The sequence below is a fragment of the Mycobacterium scrofulaceum genome (assembly GCF_002086735.1).
In the GTDB taxonomy this organism is placed as follows: Bacteria; Actinomycetota; Actinomycetes; order Mycobacteriales; family Mycobacteriaceae; genus Mycobacterium; species Mycobacterium scrofulaceum.
In genome coordinates this window covers 20,309-36,619 of sequence record NZ_MVIJ01000048.1, presented here as the reverse complement: position 1 = coordinate 36,619, position 16,311 = coordinate 20,309, and the positions used below count along the sequence as shown (strand labels likewise).

15 protein-coding genes are annotated in these 16,311 nt (G+C 68.5%); 12 read left to right on the top strand and 3 right to left on the bottom strand.

What is annotated here, in order from left to right; genetic code table 11:
- Positions 1-31 precede the first annotated feature (31 nt).
- Complete coding sequence (locus tag BST44_RS23610; protein WP_244184923.1) at positions 32-1,057, top strand: MinD/ParA family ATP-binding protein; 1,026 nt, start codon at positions 32-34, stop codon at positions 1,055-1,057.
- Here the strand turns inward: BST44_RS23610 and sigI are convergent.
- Positions 1,054-1,932: an RNA polymerase sigma factor SigI gene (gene sigI, locus BST44_RS23605; RefSeq protein ID WP_083179477.1), complete on the bottom strand. Its 879-nt coding sequence runs from the start codon at positions 1,930-1,932 to the stop codon at positions 1,054-1,056. The two genes, BST44_RS23610 and sigI, sit on opposite strands and share 4 nt — an antisense overlap.
- 108 nt (positions 1,933-2,040) lie before the next feature.
- On the opposite strand from sigI, the gene BST44_RS23600 reads away from it, so the two are divergent.
- Positions 2,041-2,883: an NmrA family NAD(P)-binding protein gene (locus BST44_RS23600; protein ID WP_083179476.1), complete on the top strand. Its 843-nt coding sequence runs from the start codon at positions 2,041-2,043 to the stop codon at positions 2,881-2,883.
- Positions 2,884-2,896: 13 nt separating this feature from the next.
- Positions 2,897-3,337: a nitroreductase family deazaflavin-dependent oxidoreductase gene (locus BST44_RS23595; RefSeq protein ID WP_083179475.1), complete on the top strand. Its 441-nt coding sequence runs from the start codon at positions 2,897-2,899 to the stop codon at positions 3,335-3,337.
- An 84-nt stretch (positions 3,338-3,421) separates the two neighbouring features.
- On the opposite strand, the gene BST44_RS23590 is transcribed toward BST44_RS23595, so the two are convergent.
- The gene (locus BST44_RS23590; protein ID WP_083179474.1) at positions 3,422-3,703 is read right to left on the bottom strand and encodes a WhiB family transcriptional regulator; all 282 of its coding nucleotides are present in this window, start codon (positions 3,701-3,703) and stop codon (positions 3,422-3,424) included.
- 244 nt (positions 3,704-3,947) lie between these two features.
- Positions 3,948-4,235, bottom strand: a complete 288-nt coding sequence (locus BST44_RS23585) for a WhiB family transcriptional regulator (RefSeq protein ID WP_083179473.1) — start codon at positions 4,233-4,235, stop codon at positions 3,948-3,950.
- Between the two features lie 601 nt (positions 4,236-4,836).
- Here BST44_RS23585 and BST44_RS23580 point away from each other — a divergent pair.
- The 9 genes from BST44_RS23580 to eccCb all read left to right on the top strand — a co-directional run bounded on the left by BST44_RS23580 (position 4,837) and on the right by eccCb (position 16,147).
- Entirely contained in the window at positions 4,837-5,547 is a 711-nt protein-coding gene (locus BST44_RS23580) for a helix-turn-helix domain-containing protein (RefSeq protein ID WP_208619875.1), read from the top strand.
- 263 nt (positions 5,548-5,810) lie between these two features.
- The gene (locus BST44_RS23575) at positions 5,811-7,085 is read left to right on the top strand and encodes an EspA/EspE family type VII secretion system effector (protein ID WP_083179472.1); all 1,275 of its coding nucleotides are present in this window, start codon (positions 5,811-5,813) and stop codon (positions 7,083-7,085) included.
- A 72-nt stretch (positions 7,086-7,157) separates the two neighbouring features.
- Positions 7,158-7,475 (top strand): ESX-1 secretion-associated protein, encoded by a 318-nt coding sequence (locus BST44_RS23570; protein WP_083179471.1) that lies wholly within the window; start codon positions 7,158-7,160, stop codon positions 7,473-7,475.
- Positions 7,476-7,477: 2 nt separating this feature from the next.
- On the top strand, positions 7,478-8,326 hold the full coding sequence (locus BST44_RS23565; RefSeq protein ID WP_083179470.1) for an ESX secretion-associated protein EspG: 849 nt from the start codon (positions 7,478-7,480) through the stop codon (positions 8,324-8,326).
- A gap of 30 nt (positions 8,327-8,356) precedes the next feature.
- The gene (locus BST44_RS23560; RefSeq protein WP_083179469.1) at positions 8,357-8,968 is read left to right on the top strand and encodes a hypothetical protein; all 612 of its coding nucleotides are present in this window, start codon (positions 8,357-8,359) and stop codon (positions 8,966-8,968) included.
- The gene (gene eccA / locus BST44_RS23555; protein ID WP_083179468.1) at positions 8,965-10,686 is read left to right on the top strand and encodes a type VII secretion AAA-ATPase EccA; all 1,722 of its coding nucleotides are present in this window, start codon (positions 8,965-8,967) and stop codon (positions 10,684-10,686) included. The genes BST44_RS23560 and eccA overlap by 4 nt, the downstream gene beginning before the upstream one ends.
- Positions 10,687-10,689: 3 nt before the next feature.
- The gene (gene eccB, locus BST44_RS23550; RefSeq protein WP_083179467.1) at positions 10,690-12,141 is read left to right on the top strand and encodes a type VII secretion protein EccB; all 1,452 of its coding nucleotides are present in this window, start codon (positions 10,690-10,692) and stop codon (positions 12,139-12,141) included.
- On the top strand, positions 12,138-14,381 hold the full coding sequence (gene eccCa, locus BST44_RS23545) for a type VII secretion protein EccCa (protein WP_083179466.1): 2,244 nt from the start codon (positions 12,138-12,140) through the stop codon (positions 14,379-14,381). Before eccB ends, eccCa begins: the two co-directional genes overlap by 4 nt.
- Positions 14,378-16,147, top strand: coding sequence for a type VII secretion protein EccCb (eccCb, locus tag BST44_RS23540; protein ID WP_083179465.1), 1,770 nt, complete (start codon positions 14,378-14,380; stop codon positions 16,145-16,147). Before eccCa ends, eccCb begins: the two co-directional genes overlap by 4 nt.
- The last annotated feature ends 164 nt before the right edge of the window (positions 16,148-16,311 follow it).

Below are 16,311 nucleotides of genomic sequence, written 5' to 3'. Positions count from 1 at the left end.
CCCCACGCCCCGGCCACCAGCGGCTCCCCCGGTGCGACCATCGGCGCCTCCGCAGCGCTCGCCAGTGCCGCCCCCGCCGCCCGCCTTCCCCCGACCAGCCGCGACGCCGCCTCCGCACGAGGCGTCCGCGCCCGCCGCGGCGGGGTCCACCACGGGGCTGACCGCGGCGTCCGACCGCGGCTGGCGACGCATTCTCCGGTTGCTGACTTTCGGCCTCGTCAAGCTGGGCCCGTCGCCCGCGCAGCAGCAGGCCGCCCAGTTCGAGGCGGCCATCCGGACCCGGCTGCACGGCAACTACAAGGTCGGCGTCCTGGGCAAGGGCGGGGTGGGCAAGACGTCGGTGGCCGCCAGCGTGGGATCGCTGTTCGCCGAACTCCGAAGGCAAGACCACGTGGTGGCGATCGACGCCGACACCGCCTTCGGCCGGCTCAGCAGCCGCATCGACCCCCGGTCGACCGGATCGTTCTGGGAACTCACCGCGGACAAGAATTTGCAGTCCTTCGGCGATGTGGTTGCCCGGGTGGGGCGCAATTCGGCCGGCCTGCACGTGCTCGGGGGCGAGCCGGCCGCCGGGCCGCGCCGGGTGCTCGACCCAGCGATCTACCGGGAAGCCGCGTTGCGCCTCGACCGCCATTTCGCGATCTCGGTCATCGACTGCGGTTCGACGATGGATGCGCCCGTCACCCAGGAGGTGCTGCGCGACCTGGACGCGCTGATCGTGGTCTCCTCGCCGTGGGCGGATGGCGCGAACGCCGCCGCCAGGACCATGGAGTGGCTGGCGGATCAGGGCTTCGACGCCCTGCTGCAGAACAGCGTCGTGGTGCTCAACGATTCGGACGGCCACGCCGACAAGCGCACGCGCGCGTTGCTGGCCCGCGAGTTCGTCGATCACGGCCGGCCGGTCATCGAGGTGCCCTTCGACCCCCACCTGCGGCCGGGCGGAGTCATCGATGTGACGCGCGAAATGGCGTCGGCAACGCGGCGGAAGTTTCTCGAGGTCACCGCGACCATCGCCGGCTATTTCGCGGCGCGGCCCTCCGATCGGCGCTCGGACTAGGTCCTCTCGGCGGCGTTCCCCATCCGCGCCGAGGGGTCCGCGATCGCCTCGAGCTTGGCGATCCGGGAGCCGCGGATGGTCAACACGATGACGGCGAACAGGCGGCGCCCGGTGAATGCCAGCAGCGCCGGCCCCCCGGCGGGACCGCTCACCAATGTCACGCCCGGCCACAGGTAGCGCAGCAGGTTGGTGGCCACCGCTTGCGGCCCGTGGTTGATCTGCGGGGGCGGTGCCGGGTCGGCGAGGATCGTGCCCACCCCCCACACCGTCGGATCCAGCACGGCGGCCAACCCGGCGATGTCACCATTGGCGCACGCCGTGATGAACTTCTCGGTCACGAGCTGATGCTCGGCTGAGGCGACCTCATTTATTTTCGGTTGTGCCGCAACGAATTTCGCTCGCGCACGCCGCGCCAGCTGGCGGCAGGTGCCCACCGGGCGACCCACGGTCTCGGCGATCGATTCGAAGGGGACGCCGAACACGTCGTGCAGCACGAAGGCGACGCGTTCCCCGGGACTGAGCCTGCGCAGCACCTCCAGCAACGCGGTCCGGACCTCGTCGTCGAGCGTGACGCGGTCGGCCGGGTCGGAGCGGCGCGGCGCCGGCCGCTCCTGCACCTCACCCGGCCGTTCATAACGGACGCGGGCCGAGCGCACCTGGTCCAGGCAGAGCCGGCTCGCGACCACCGTCAACCAGCCACGAACGTCCTCGATCTGCTCGATCTCGGCCCGGGAGAATCGCAGGAACGCCTCCTGGGCAACGTCTTCCGCGTCACCGACATCTCCCAGCATCTGATAGGCGAGATTCACCAGGTAGGGGCGGTGACGGCGCCAGGCCTCGGCGACCTGTCCGCTCCCTGGCTGCGACTCGTTCATGACCTTTCGACGATATGCAGCGGCGGAAAGTTACGGGTTCTTCCCGCGTAACTTTCCCGGCTTCCGCCCCGTCCTTGGAGGCACGCAGAAATTCGAAAGGAGCCATCCATGACGATCGTGGTAACCGGGGCGACCGGCAACGTCGGACGGCCCCTCGTCGCGGCGCTCGCCGCGGCGGGGGCGCCGGTGCGGGCGGTGACCCGTGCGCCGCGGACTGCCGGGCTGCCCGCCGGCGTGGAACCGGTCGGCTCGGCGGCCGAGGCCCTGCCCGGCGCGTCGGCGGTGTTCCTCAACTCCCGGGCGCTGGGCGATGACCTGGAGTCTGTGGTCGCCCGGTGCGTGCGCGGCGGGGTGAGGAAATTGGTAGCGCTCTCGGCGATCAACGCCGACGACGACTTCGCCCGGCAACCGTCCCGCTTCCGCGGCGACCGCAACAAGGAGGTCGAGCAGGTCGTGGTCGACTCCGGGGTGGCCTGGGTGAGCCTGCGGCCAACCGTCTTCGCGACGAACTTCGCCGGCATGTGGTCACCGCAGATCCGGGCGGGCGACGCGGTTTTCGGGCCCTATGCCCGCGCCTCGACGGCACCGATCGTCGAGACCGACATCGCGCAGGTTGCGGCGCGCGCCCTCCTCACCGACGAGCTTGTGGGGCAGCGGATTCCGCTGACCGGCCCGCAGGCCTTCACGAATGCTGAGCTGGTCGAGACCATCGGCGCCGTGCTGGACCGGCCGCTGCAGTACCGCGAGATTCCGAACGCCGCGGTGCGCCAACGGTTCCTGGGGTTGGGCTTCACCGCCGATTTCGCCGATGCCTACATCGCCATGCTCGCCGCGACACTCGACGCGCCCGCACTGGTCACCCACGACGTGGAGAAGGTCCTCGGCCGGCCTGCGGTCCCGTTCGCCCAGTGGGTCGCCGAGCACCGCGACGTCTTCGCCCGGGCGACATAGCCAGGAGGTTGGCATGACCGAACCAAGTCCACCGCGCTACCTCAAGCCCATGAACAAGGTGATGATGGCGGTCCAACGACTCGGGATCCCCACGGGCCCAGCCATGGTGTTGACCGTGCCCGGTCGCAAGTCCGGTCGGCCCCGCAGCACCCCGATGACGCCGTTCGAATTCGAGGGCGGCCTCTACGTCGTGGCGGGGTATCCCGGTGCCGACTGGGCGGCAAACGCCAGGGCGGCGGGCGCGGGCACGCTCAGCCGGGGCCGTCGGTCACGACGGGTCCGGATCGTCGAGCTCTCCGCCGCCCAGGCGCGGCCGGTGCTGCGGGAATTCCCCGCCAAGGTCCCCGTGGGCGTGTCCTTCGCGAGGCGATCCGGGATGGTGCGCGACGGAACGGCCGACGAATTCGAAGCACTGGCGGGGCGGCTCGCCGTCTTCCGCTTCGAGCCGGCGTAGCGGGCGCCGCCGTCGGACGACGAAGGCGGTGCAGCGGCTTCCGGCACCCGCCGCCGGTCCGGAGTCGGTGCCCATGGGACGGGTCTAGGCCGACTTCGCCGTCTCGCGCACCGGGTATCCGTTGCGCTCGGCCAGGGATCGCAGTTGGCGCAGCGCGAACGCGCGCGGGCGGCCGCTTTCGGGGATCACCACGCCGGCCCACAGCCCTTCCGCACCGGCCGACTCGACGGCCTCGCGCGCGCAGATCCAGCGCCGCGGGCAGGCCCGGCACGAGGCGATGGCCTCGTCGTCGGGCGCGGTGGTCCACCGGTCGGGGTCCTGCGTGCAGGCGCCGAGCGGGATGTTGTGGGGAGCTGCTGCGGTCACGTCGCTCGTTCCTCCGAAGTCGTAGCGGGCCGGGCGCCCGACGCTCCGAAACTATCGCACTAACCGTATCTACGCAACAGTTAGGCCGCCGCACTCGCCCCCGGACGACCGCGTAGTGCCGCCGCGGCACCCCGGAGAGCGACCGCTGGGCACGAGCTCGTGCCGGGGCACCGGCCGGTCTGACCTGTGGATTCGAGGGTGGCGAGGCGTCCTGACGGGTGTCCCGTGAAACCGTAGCGCTCCGTTACGCCGACTGCGATGGCGCGCTGTGCCGCACCGGGTACCCGTTCCGTTCGGCCAGCGAGCGCAGCTGGCGCAAGGCGAAGGTCCGGGCGCGGCCCGCCTCCGGGATCACGACGCCCGCCCACAGGCCCTCGGCGCCCGGCAACTCGCAGGCTTCCCGCGCACATGCCCACCGGCGCGGGCATTTTCGGCACAACGCCTTGGCCTCGGCGTCCGGCGTCGTCGTCCAACGATCCGGGTCACGCGTGCACGCGCCGCGGGCCGAGCCGTCGTCGGCGGGAAGGATCATTCACCCATCCCCTCCGGCGAGGGCGAGCGACCCTGCGTGCCGCCGCCGAGGTGATGCCGCATGAAACGCTGCGATGCCACAGTTGAGTATCCCATCAGGTGACCCCCGAGCCGTCACACTATTCGATACGCGTGCAGTTTGCGCCCCGCAAGCTGCGCGGACGTGACAGCCGGGTAAACACTGCCGTGCCGGCCGCGCGCCCTGCGGGATGGGCGAATGCCGGCGCCGTCCGCCCCGGGGTCGCGCCGTCCTCGCCCTCGCCGACCGCCCCTCGCGCGACGGACGCGGGCGCTAAACGTTGCGCACGCGCGGGGACACCCGGCAGTGGCCGGAGCGAAAAACCGTAGCGTCGGCGGCAGGGGCGTTATCATGCAACGGTTAGAATCGCATTGGGCTGCACGGCCGCCGCTGCCGTGCGACGAGAAAAAACCGAGAATGGCTGGGCGGGAGTCGACTGCGAGTGATCGTGCGGTGGCGATGACTCAGCGGGGGAAGGTTGACGTTCGAAGTGGTCACGTCGCCGCATTCCGATGGGCACCAGCCCTTCGACGCATCGAACCGGCGCGCCGCCAACGGCAAGGCGGGTGAGGCCGATCCGGGGATGGTTCGCGCCGGGGCCGCCGCGGCGGCCCGCCGCCGCGAGCTCGACATCAGTCAGCGCAGCCTGGCGGCCGACGGGATCATCAACGCCGGCGCGCTCATCGCTTTCGAGAAGGGCCGCAGCTGGCCCCGCGAGCGCACCCGGGCGAAGCTCGAAGAAGTGTTGCGGTGGCCCCCGGGGACGATCGCCCGAATCCGCCGCGGGGAGCCCGCTCCCGGCGAGCCGTCCGTTCCGGGCCCGCCATCCGATGGCCGGTCACCGAGCGGCCCGGTTGGCGACAGCCCCGAGTCGCTGATCGCCCAGGCGGTCGTGGCCGCGGTGGACGGCTGCAGCCTGGCCATCGCGGCGTTGCCGCCGGTCCGCGACCCGGAGTTCACCGAGCGGTCGGGACCGATCCTGTTCGATCTGCGCCAGCTCGAGACGATCGCCGTCCGGGCGGCCAAGATCAGCGGGATGACACCGGGCCTGATCAACGCGCTGAGCCGGGTGCGCCGCCACTACGACGAATTGATGACGCGCGCGGCCGGGGCGGCGTATGCACCGTTGGGTCTCCGGCTTTATGCGGCGCGGCGCCAGGCGAACCTCTCCGCCCTCGAGACGGCGCAAGCGGCCGGTGTACCGGAGGAGTTGATCTCCCGGGCAGAAGCCGGAGAGCCGCTGCCCGCAGGCGCCGCCGACGCCTTGGAAGCGGTGATCGGCCACATCGCCTGAAAGCGGGGGCGTTGTCACCCGCCATTATCCGGCCGTTCACCAGCTGGCGGTGAAACGTCAATGTTGTTCCGGGATTTCGTTCACTGATCGGCCAAAGCCGCTGGCCCGCCTAAAAATTCGTGCATTGGAACCGGCCGCAGCGCTGTTACGCTCGGTCTACCGTTGCACAGGATCGGTGCACAGGATCCGCGAGCGTGAAGGGATACACGGGCATGGCTTGGATTACTGCTGCCGTAACTGGGGTGCAGCGAGGCAAAGACTCGGTGACCTACGGCCTCAAAGGGGACTGGGCCGGCTCGTTGGTGAATGGCCTCGCGCTCGGGGGAAAAGTCGCCGAAGCGTTGTTCAAAAGACAGGCAAGCGAGGCGTTCAAAAAGGCGACGGAGGCGGCCGCGAAGAAAGCCGGGTTACCGACGCCGACCTACATCATCGACGCCATGATGCTCGCGATCAACCTGGTGGCGCTGCTCAATGGCTTCGGGGACGAGCGGGGAAGCTCTATCAGCACAGCGAAAGAGCAACTCGAAAACGTCAAGTTATCGTTGGAAGCGGCCATTCCAGACAGTCGGGACTGGAGCGGCGATTCGGCGGACGCCTACGTCAACCTGGTCAACAAGCTGCAAGAGTTCGTCCAGACCCTGGAGACGGTGGACGCGGAGTTGAAAGGCTATGTGGTAAGCCAGGCCGACTCCGTCAAGCAGGCGAACATGGCCATCTCGTATTCGACGCTCGCGCTTATCGCCGCCTATATTCCCGCGTTGGCGTTGTACGCGGTGCCCATCATTGGCGCCGAGCTGTCGCTGGCGTTCCAGATAGTCGCGGCCTTTGCGGTCGGGGCGGCCGTATTCGCCATGGAAATGATGACGCTCGCCAATTCGATGAGCATCTCCAACCAGCTGCAGGCGACGATCACCCAGTACGACACGCTGGGCACCAACGTGGTGAACGACATGTCGGGTGACTTCGGCTCCATCGATGCGACGCTGCGGAGCCTGCAGGGGAAGACGGCGGAGAAGGTCACGGTCGGCAGCTTCACGGCCATCTCCGACGGGCTGTCGGAGTTCGCCGCGGCGCCATCCATCGCCTCGCTGGCCGCGGCCGCCGGGGACAACGTTGCACCGACGCAGCGCGCCCTCATCAGCGCGCTCAGCGAACCCAGCCCCGCCACCGAGGGAGCACCGATGGTGGCGGCCGCCCGGGAGGCGACCGCGGCCGCGCCGGCGGCAGACGCACCGGCCGCCGTGGCCACACCGGCATTCGCCCCGCCCAGCCTGGCTCAAATGGCCCAGATGTCAGGCCAGTTGTCGACGATCTCGCAGCCCATCAACCAGGGTGTGCAGCAGATCCAGCAACTCGTCCAGCAGGGGCAACAGGCAGCCGCGGCGCGCGCCGCCGAGGTCTCGACCGAGAAGCCCGCGGAGGAGGCCCCCGCGGAGATGGGCGCGGCCTCGGGCACGCCGGGCTCGGAGCGCGCTCCGGTCGACGCGGCAAGCGGTGGCGCCGAGCCGACCGGAGCGGGCCGCGAGCGCGTCCTGTGATGTCGCGGGCGCGACGAAAACCCCATCACGCCAATGCCTAACGATGCAGACCCCCAGCCGAAGGACTGACCAATGCCAAAGGTTCTGAAAGTGACACCAGAAAACCTCGAGAAGTACGCAAAGAAGCAGGACGCGGCATCGAGCAAGGCCGGAGAGGCGGCCGGCGCGACCTCCGGCCTGGGAACCAGCGTCTGGCTGTCGCACGGTGTCATCAGTGGCGTCTCCAACGTCACGTTCTCCGACGCGCAGACGGTACGCAGCGCGGCCTGCGGCAAGATTTCCGCGGCGGCCCACTCGCTCGCCGAAAAGCTGCGCGCCGCCAAGGCGACATATGAGGGCATCGACGCCCAGTTGGCCGATAACCTCAACAAGCAAGTACTCGACAAGTAATCATGTCCAGTCCCCTCGCCGCCGGACGCGCCGGGCTAGTCGACGACGTCGTCGGCGTCGAGGTGACCATCGACGGGATGCTCGTCATCGCCGACCGATTGCATCTCGTGGATTTTCCCGTGGCGCTTGGCATTCGGCCGAACATCCCGCAGGAGGATCTGCGCAAGCTGGTCTGGGACGAGGTCGAGCGCGACCTCGCGGCGCAGGGAGTGCTCGATCAGTACGGCCGGCCACACCCGTCGGTGGCGGCGATGGTCGAGACCCTCGGCAGGCCGGACCGGTCGCTCGAGGGCCGATGGTGGCGGCGCGACATCGGCGGTTCGATGGTGCGATTCGCGGTGTGCCGCAGGGACGAACGCCATGTGATCGCCGCGCGCGATGGTGACCTGATCGTGCTGCAGCTGGTGGCTCCGCAGGTCGGCCTCGCGGGCATGATCGCCACGGTGCTTGGTCCCGCGGAACCCGCCAACGTCGAACCGCTCACCGGCGTGGCGGCCGAGCTGGCCGGATGTACCACCGCCGCGCAATTGGCGCACTACGGCATCGCGGCGGCGTCGGCGCGCAGCTACGCCGAGATCATCGCCAACCCGAGCAGCTGGGTGGAGATCACCGCCGGTCAGCGCCATCCCGGCGGCACGTCCACACAGACCGAGGTGGCCGCGGGTGTGCTGGACTCACCGCACGGCCGGGTGGTCTCGTTACCCCGCCGGGTCGGCGGCGAGCTGTACGGCAGTTTCCTGCCCGGGACCCAGGAGAATCTGCAGCGCACACTGGAAGGGTTGCTCGAATTCCTTCCCGCGGGCGGCTGGTTCGACCACGCCGAAGCCCATGAGGCCTCGCACCGAGGCTGACGCCGTCGCTCAATCGAGAAAGAAGGACCCATGCCACAACACGACGACCACGACGATCTCTCGGCCCTGGATTTCTCCGCCCCCGGGGACGCCTCCGACCCGGCCGGCGCGGACCACGCGGACGCCCTGGATTTCTCCGCCGCCGAGGAGGCCGTCGAGGAGTCGGCCGTCGACGCGCTCGACGATTTCGCACCCACCGCACCCGAGGACACCGATACCGAGCTGGAAGCTCTTGCCTCGGCCGCCGAGGCCACCGAGGAAGAGCAAGACGAGGAAGACGGCCTCGAGCTCTTCACGGTGACCAACCCCCTCGACACGGTCGCGGTGTCGGCGCTCATGGACGGCAGGACGTATCGGGTCGCGCTGTCGCCGAAGGTGACCAACATGACCGAAACCGAACTGGCCGAAGAAATCTGCGTCCTCGCGGAGCTGGCCCACATGAAAGGCATGGCCGGCCAGTATTCGTACGTGCTGGACCACGGGACGCAGGCGGAGGGCCTCGACGAAGTGCGGCTTCTCGGGGTGGACAGCAAGGAGCTCATCCGGGGCTTCATGGAGAACGAGATGCACTTCCCTTCACCGGAACAGGCCGACGCGGCGCAGGCCGAAGTCTTCGCCACCCGATACGCGACCGATCAATGACCGATCACCTGGCCGGGCTGTTCGAGAGTGCGGTCGGCATGCTGCCGATCTCGGAGGCGCGGTCGTTGGATCTTTTCACCGAGATCACCCATTACGACGAGTCGGCTTGCGACGCCTGGGTGGGCCGTATCCGGTGCGGCGACACCGATCGGGCGACGCTGTTTCGTGCCTGGTATTCGCGCACCCACTTCGGCCAACTCGCCGGAGCGGCGCAGATCTCGATGAACGCGGTGAACGCCCGGGTGCCCATCGGGGGCCTCTACGGCGACATCACCTATCCGGTCAACTCTCCGTTGGCGATCACGCTGGGATTCGCGGTCAGCGAAGCGGCGCAGGGAAATTACGCCGATGCCATGGAGGCGTTGGAGGGTAGTTCGCCCACCGGCGCCGAGCACCTGCTGTCCTGGGTCAAGGCCGTCGTCTACGGCGAAGCGCAACGCTGGACCGAAGTCATCGAGGAAGTCCGGGGCGCCGGAAAGTGGCCCGACAATTTTCTGGCGGCCGCGGCCGGGGTGGCCCACGGGGTCGCGGCGGCGAACCTGGGCCTGTTCACCGAGGCCGAGCGCCGACTGACCGAGGCCAACGCCTCGCCGGCGGGTGAGGCGTGCGCGCGGGCCATCGCCTGGTACCTGGCGATGACGCGCCGCGGGCAGGGCAACGAAGACGCCGCCGTGGCCCTTCTGGAATGGCTGCAAACCACTCACCCCGAGCCCAAAATCACCGCAGCCCTGAAGGATCCGTCGCTTCGCCTGACCACCACCAGCGCCGAACAGATCGCGGCCCGCACCGACCCGTGGGACGCGTCCACCGTCGTGGCCGACACCTCGGGCCGCGAGAAGCTGCTCGTCGAGGCCGAAGCCGAGCTGGAGCGCCAGATCGGGCTGGCCCGGGTCAAAGACCAGGTCGAGCGCTACCGTGCCGCCACGCAGATGGCCCGCGTCCGGGCCGCCCGCGGGATGAAGGTGGCACAGCCCAGCAAGCACATGATCTTCACCGGGCCGCCCGGCACCGGCAAGACGACCATCGCGCGGGTGGTGGCCAACATCCTTGCGGGGCTGGGTGTCATCGGGGAACCCAAACTCGTCGAGACCTCCCGCAAGGATTTCGTCGCGGAATTCGAAGGCCAATCGGCGGTCAAGACCACCAAGACGATCGACCGCGCACTGGGCGGTGTGCTGTTCATCGACGAGGCCTACGCCCTGGTGCAGGAACGGGACGGGCGGACCGACCCGTTCGGCCAAGAGGCGCTGGACACCCTGCTCGCCCGGATGGAGAACGACCGCGACCGGCTGGTCGTGATCATCGCGGGTTACAGCTCGGACATCGATCGGCTGCTCGAGACCAACGAGGGCTTGCGATCGCGGTTCGCCACCCGCATCGAATTCGACTCCTATTCCCCCGAGGAAATACTGGAGATCGCGAAAGTCATTGCCGCCGGCAATGACTCGGCGTTGAGCCTGGAGGCCGCCGATGTGCTGCTGGCGGCCGCCAAGGCGTTGAGCCAGCAGTCGGTGCGCGGCACGCCCGCGCTCGACATCGCCGGCAACGGCCGGTACGCGCGCCAGCTGGTGGAGGCCGGCGAGCAGTATCGCGACATCCGCCTGACCCGCGCGGTGGACTTCGAGGACCTCGACGTCGACCGCCTGCAGGAGATCAACGGCGAGGACATGGCCGATGCCGTCGCCGCCGTACACGGGCGCCTCAACCTCACCGGCTGACGCATGGCGAGTTTCCGGTTAACCACCAAGGTTCAGGTCAGCGGCTGGCGCTTCCTGCTGCGGCGCCTCGAGCACGCCCTGGTGCGACGCGATACCCGGATGTTCGACGACCCGCTGCAGTTCTACAGCCGGTCGGTGACGCTCGGCATCGTCGTGTCGGTATTGATCGTGGTGGGCGCTTTGGCGATGGCCTACTTCAAGCCGCAGGGCAAGCTCGGCAGCGGAAACCTGTTCGTCGACCGGGCCACCAACCAGCTGTTCCTGAAGGTGTCGAACCAGTTGCATCCGGTGTACAACCTCACCTCAGCGCGGCTGGTGCTGGGCAGCCCGGCCGAACCGGCGGCCGTGAAATCCGCCGAACTGAACAGGTTTCCGCGCGGCCAGGCGATCGGCATCCCCGGTGCGCCGTACGCGACACCGGTTTCGTCGGATTCCTCGTCGGTGTGGACGTTGTGCGACACCGTGGTCCGGGCCGAGAGCGTCAACCCCACTGTGCAGACGGCGGTCATCGCGATGCCGTTGGTCATCGAGACGCCCGCGATCGACCCGATCCTGCCGCACGAGGCGCTGCTGGCGTCGTATCAGGGCAGGGACTGGGTCGTCACCGCCAACGGGCGGCACGCGACGGACCTGGCCGACCGCCCCATGACGTTCGCGGTGGGCATACGCGGGACGGCCAAGCCGAGTCCGCTGTCGGCGGCCATGTTCAACGCGCTGCCCGATGCCGGCTCCTGGCAGCTGCCCCCGATCCCCGGCGCCGGTTCTCCCAACACGCTCGGCTTGCCCCCGGAGCTGGTGGTGGGCTCGGTGCTGCAGTTGCACACGACCCTGGGCCTTCGATACTTCGTGGTGCTCCAGGACGGCGTGGCCCCGGTGAACGCCAACACCGCCGCGGCATTGCGCGCCAATCAGTCCTACGGACTGGTGGTCCCCCCCACGCTGGCCCCGAACGTCATCGTCAACGTTCCCGAATTGGTGTACAACTCGCCGCTGCCCGACGAGCCCATCAAGATCGTCTCCCGGCCCACCGATCCGACGCTGTGTTGGACCTGGGAACGCAAGCCCGGCGAGCAGGCCCCGAAAACCACGGTGTTGACGGGCCGCCATCTGCCCATCCCGCCGTCGGCGATGACCACGGGCATCAAGCAAATCCAGGGATCGGCGACCGTCTACATCGACGGCGGGAAGTATGTGCAAGTGCAGTCGCCGGACCCGCGCTACGGCGAGTCGCTGTACTACGTTGACCCGCAGGGCATCCGGTATGGGTTGAGAGACCAGCAGACGGCTTCGTCGCTGGGCCTGCCGTCCCCCAAAACCGCCCCCTGGGAAGTCATCCGCCTGCTCGTCGACGGACCGGTGCTGTCCAAGGAGGCGGCCCTGTTGGAGCACGACACGCTACCGACCGACCCGAGCCCGCGGAAACTGCCCGGCGGGCCACCCGGAGCTGCCTCATGACGACCAAGAAGTTCACCCCCACGGTCGTCCGCGGCCCCCGCTTGACGCCCGGCGAGATCAGCGTCGCGCCACCGGAAGACCTCGGCGTCGACATCCCGCCGTCGGGCATCCAAAAGGCCCTGCCCTACGTGATGGGCGTCTGCATGCTGGGCATGATCGCCATCATGGTGCTCACCGGCACCAGGGCGTTGTCGCCCTACATGCTGATGATGCCGCTGATGATGATCATGATGTCGCTGAGCATGGTGGCCGGTGGAGGCGGCGGGGGCGGGAAGAAGGTGCCCGAAATCAACGCCGACCGAAAGGAATACCTGCGGTATCTGGCCGGGCTGCGGCCCCGGGTGACCACCTCCGCCAGCGCGCAGGTGGCGTTCTTCAGTTTCCACGCGCCGCACCCCGAGGATCTGCTGTCGATCATCGGCACGCCCCGCCAGTGGTCGCGACCGGCCAGCGCTGACTTCTATGCGGCCACCCGGATCGGCATCGGCGACCAGCCGGCCGTGGACCGGCTCATGAAGCCGTCCGCCGGTGGCGAGCTGGCCGGCCCCACCGCAGCGCCCCAGCCATACCTCGAACCCGTCGCCAACATGTGGGCGGTCAAGTTTCTGCGCACCCATGGCCTGATCCATGATTGCCCGAAACTGGTTCAGCTGCGCACGTTTCCGACCATCGCCGTGGGCGGCGACCCGGAGGGGGCCGCCGCATTACTGGCGGCGATGGTCTGCCACCTCGCCGTTTTTCATCCCCCGGACCTGTTGCAGCTGCGGGTGCTCACCGAGACCCCCGACGATCCGGACTGGGCCTGGCTGAAGTGGCTGCCGCACCTCGCTCATCCCACCGACGCCGACGGCGCCGGCCCCGTCCGGATGATCTACACCCGTCCCGAGGGCTTGTCCGATCTGGCCGCGCGTGGCCCGCACTCCCCGGATTCGCTGCCCGGTGGCCCCTACGTGGTGGTGATCGACCTCACCGGCGGGAAGGCGGGGTTCCCGCCGGACGGCAGGGCCGGGGTCACGGTGATCACGCTGGGCAACCACCGCGGATCGAACTACCGCATCCGGGTGGCCGACGACGGCACGGCCGACGACCGGCTGCCCAGCCAGTCGTTCCGCCAGGTGACCGCGCGCACCGACGGGCTGTCGCCGCCACAGGCGGCCCGCATCGCGCGGAAGCTCGCCGGCTGGTCCATCACCGGAACCATCGTCGACAAGAAGGGCGCCGGCAACCAGAAGAAGGTCGCCACGGAGTGGCATCAGCTGGTGGGCGCGCACACCGTCGAGGAGGTGACGCCGGCCCGCTGGCGGATGTACACCGACAAGGACCGGGACCGCCTCAAGATTCCGTTCGGCCACGAACTCAAGACCGGCAACATCATGTACCTGGACATCAAGGAGGGCGCGGAATTCGGTGGTGGACCACACGGCATGCTCATCGGCACCACCGGGTCGGGCAAGTCGGAATTCCTGCGCACGCTGATCTTGTCGCTCGTCGCGATGCACCACCCGGATCAGGTGAACCTGCTGCTCACCGACTTCAAGGGCGGCTCGACCTTCCTGGGCATGGAAAAGCTGCCCCACACCGCCGCCGTGATCACCAACATGGCCGAGGAGGCGGAGCTGGTGAGCCGGATGGGCGAGGTGCTGACCGGTGAGCTCGACCGGCGCCAGTCATTGCTGCGTCAGGCCGGGATCCAGGTGGGGGCGACGGGCGCGCTGTCCGGCGTCGCCGAATACGAGAAGTACCGTGAGCGTGGCGCCGATTTGGCTCCGCTGCCAACGCTTTTCGTTGTCGTCGACGAGTTCGCCGAGTTGCTGCAGAGCCACCCCGACTTCATCAACCTGTTCGACCGGATCTGCCGGGTGGGCAGGTCGCTGCGCGTGCACCTGCTGCTGGCCACGCAGTCGCTGCAAACCGGCGGGGCGCGCATCGACAAATTGGAGCCCAACCTGACCTACCGAATAGCCCTGCGTACCACCAGTTCCCACGAATCCAAGATGGTGATCGGCACCCCCGAAGCGCAGTACATCACCAACAAGGAAAGCGGTGTCGGGTTTCTGCGGGTGGGCATGGAGGACCCGGTCAAATTCAGCACCCTCTACACCGGTGCACCCTACATACCACCTGCGGTCACCGAGACCGACGGCGACGGTAACGGAGCCGGACCGCGGCCCGCGGCGAAGACGGTGCGGATACACCCGTTCACGGCCGCTCCCATCCTCGACGAGGCGCTGAGCTCATGACGGTCGAACCCAAGACACGGGCGCTGAGCGAGGTGGTGCTGGACCAGCTCAGCACGACGGAGTCCCGGGCGTACAAGATGTGGCTGCCGCCGCTGAAGGACCCGACGCCGCTCAACGAACTCGTCGCCCATGACGGCCAGCGCCGGGCGCTGCGTTTCGCGCTGGGCATCATGGACGAGCCGCGCAGGCATCTGCAGGGTGTGTGGGGCGTCGACGTCTCGGGGGCCGGCGGCAACATCGCCGTCGGGGGCGCCCCGCAGACGGGCAAATCGACGCTGCTGCAGACCATGATCCTGTCGGCCGCGGCCACGCACACCCCGCGGCAGGTCCAGTTCTATTGCATCGACCTCGGTGGCGGCGGACTGATCTATCTGGACGATTTGCCCCACGTCGGCGGGGTGGCGACCCGGTCGGAGCCCGACCGGGTCATGCGGGTGGTGGCGGAGGTGCAAGCCGTTCTGCGCCAGCGGGAGGCCACTTTCAAAGAGCACCGGGTGGGTTCCATCGCGATGTACCGGCAGTTGCGCGAAGACCCCGCCCATCCCGTCGCCGAAGACCCGTTCGGCGACGTGTTCCTGGTCATCGACGGCTGGCCGGCCTTCGTCGCCGAATTCCCCGACTTGGAAACGCAAGTGCAGGAATTGGCGTCGCAGGGCCTGTCGTTCGGCGTTCACACCGTGATCACCACGCCGCGCTGGACGGAGCTGAAATCCCGCGTCCGCGACTACCTCGGCACCAAGATCGAGTTCCGGCTCGGCGACGTCAACGACACCCAGATCGACCGGGCGGTGCGAGAGATTCCGGCGAACCGCCCGGGCCGGGCCATGTCGGTGGAGAAACACCACCTGATGATCGGCGTGCCCAGGCTGGACGGCGTGCACAGCGCGGACGACATCGTCGAGGCGATGACGTCCGCTGTCAACGAGATCGGTTCGCAGCACACCGACATGGCCCCGCGCGTGAGGGTGTTGCCCGATCGGATCCACCTGCACGAGCTGGACCCGAACCCACCCGGACCGGAATCGGACTACCGCACGCGCTGGACCATCCCCATCGGATTGCGGGAGACCGACCTCTCGGTGGCGTACGCGCCCATGTACACGGCACCGCACCTGCTGATCTTCGGTGCGGCCAAGTCGGGCAAGACTCGCACGGCCCACGCGATCGCGCGGGCCATCTGCGCTCGCAACAGCCCGCAGCAGGTGCGCTTCATGCTGGCCGACTACCGTTCCGGCCTGTTGGACGCGGTGCCGGACAGCCACCTGCTCGACGCGGGGGCGATCAACCGCAACAGCACGACGCTCGACGAGGCGATCAAGGCGCTGGCGACCAACCTCAAGAAGCGGTTGCCGCCCGCGGACCTGACCACGGCGCAGCTGCGGTCCCGGTCATGGTGGACCGGTTTCGACGTCGTTCTGCTGGTCGACGACTGGCACATGATCGTCGCCGCCGCCGGTGGCATGCCGCCGATGGGGCCGCTCGCGCCGTTGCTCCCGGCGGCCACCGACATCGGGCTGCACATCATCGTCACCTGCCAGATGAGCTACGCGTACAAGTCCACCATGGACAAATTCGTCGGCGCCGCCTACGGCGCGGGCTCCCCCACGCTCTTCCTCTCCGGCGACAAGCAGGATTTCCCGTCGCGGGAAATCCAAATCAAACGCCGTCCTCCGGGCCAGGCTTTCTTGGTCGCACCGGATGGGAAAGAAGTCATCCAAGCCGCATACATCGACCCCCCCGAAGAAGTGCATCCACCAACCCCATAGGGCGGTTAGGATTAATCCGTCGCTCAGAAGAAAGCCGTTGAACCACAGGGCGATAACGACATCGGGGACGTCCGGCGGTTGTTGCTGCCCGCCATCACCCCGAATTAGTTCCGGTTCACTTGGAATTCGAGCTTTGTTCACACGAATTGCGAAAGACCGTGAAT